A 1,492-nucleotide genomic window follows, 5' to 3' on the forward strand; every position below is an offset into this window, starting at 1 on the left:
CCATTCGTCATTGGCCGAATCGAACAGGGCGAAGGTCTGCCCCGGCTTGGCGGGCTCGCCCATCTGCGCATTGTTCGGGGTGGCGAAGGCAATGCCGCCCTCCATCAGCGCCTCCATCGACTCGGTGCGTAGCGACAGGCCTTTGAACAGGCTGGCGTCGACGCCGAAGCCGCTGGCATTCCAGAAACGGCTGCCGGTACGCACCAGCGGTACGTAGCGCGGTTCGATGAGGATGCTGATCAGCACCCGGTCGGCCTGTTCGCCCAAGGCCAGGTCGACGACCTTGCCCACCGGGATCTGCCGGTAGGTCACCAGGTTGCCCGGCTTGATCGAGCCCTTGCGCGGCGCACTGAGGGTCAGCCGCAGGCCGTTTTCCCGACCCAGCAGGTTGGGCGCTTCGGCGAGAGTCTGGAAGCGTGCCTGGCGCTCGCCCGGCGTGCTCGACGGCAGCGCCTCGATGTAGGGGCCGCTGACCAGGGTTCCGAGGTTCTCGGTACGCAGCAGGCCGAGCGCCGGACGTACCACCCAGAAGCGGGTTCCGCTGCGGGCGACGCGCTCGCCGGCGGAAGTCAGGCGGGCCTTCATCAGTACCCCGGAGAGGTCCGGGTTCAGCTCGACGCTTTCGATCTTGCCGATGTCCAGGCCCTTGAAGCGGATCGGCGTGCCTTCGCGCAGTCCATCGGCATTGTCGATGCTCAGCTGGATCTCCACGCCACGGGCCATCGCCGCCTCCTCGCTGTCGAAGAGGGTGAAGCGACGCACCTTGGTCACGGTCGGCGCCTTCGGATCGAGGGTGTCGAAGGAAATCCCGCCGGTGATCAGGGTCTGTAGCGACTCGCTCTTCACCTGCACGCCGCTGAGGTTGCCGGTCAGGGTGATCCCGCTGGAGTTCCAGAAGCGCGTCGAGGTATTCACCAGGTGCGCGTACTCCGGCTCGATGTGCACACCCACTACCACTCGCTGGCGGTCGCGCGATAGCTGGTAGCTCTGCACGCTGCCGACGCGGACCTGGCGGTAGAGGATCGGCGCGCCGATGTCGATTGAGCCGAGCTTGTCGCTGGTCAGCACCAGGTGCAGGCCGGGCGCGTCGGTGTTCAGCGGCGGCGCTTTCGGGCGGATGGTGAACTCGCGACTCGGCGCGCCGCTCTTGGCGAAGCGCACATCGATGTAGTTACCTTTCACCAGGGCCTCGAGGCCGGTGATGCCGGCCAGGGAGATGCTTGGCTTGACGGTCCAGAATTCGGTGCCTTCCAGCAGCATGTCCTCGACCCGCGGATCCATCGCCAGGTCGGCAGTGGCGCTGCTGTAGTCCTTGCCCATGTCGATCGACTTGACCAGGCCGACCTGCACGCCGTTGAACATCACCGGGGTGCGCCCTGGATCGATACCACTGACGTCGTTCATCTTCAGCTTCACGCGCAGACCGGCCTGGGCCGCGTCGTAGTCGTCGTACAGGCGGAACGGCTTGCTCGGATCGGTCGGCGGGCTGTCG

Annotated in this window: 1 protein-coding gene; it reads right to left on the bottom strand. The window is 66.2% G+C overall.

Annotated features, from left to right (window positions below):
- Positions 1 to 1,492: PqiB family protein (locus HMPREF2581_RS15380; RefSeq protein WP_021205238.1), on the bottom strand; the 1,492-nt coding region annotated here is incomplete at both ends.

The organism is Pseudomonas sp. HMSC057H01 (assembly GCF_001836405.1).
GTDB lineage: Bacteria > Pseudomonadota > Gammaproteobacteria > Pseudomonadales > Pseudomonadaceae > Pseudomonas > Pseudomonas aeruginosa.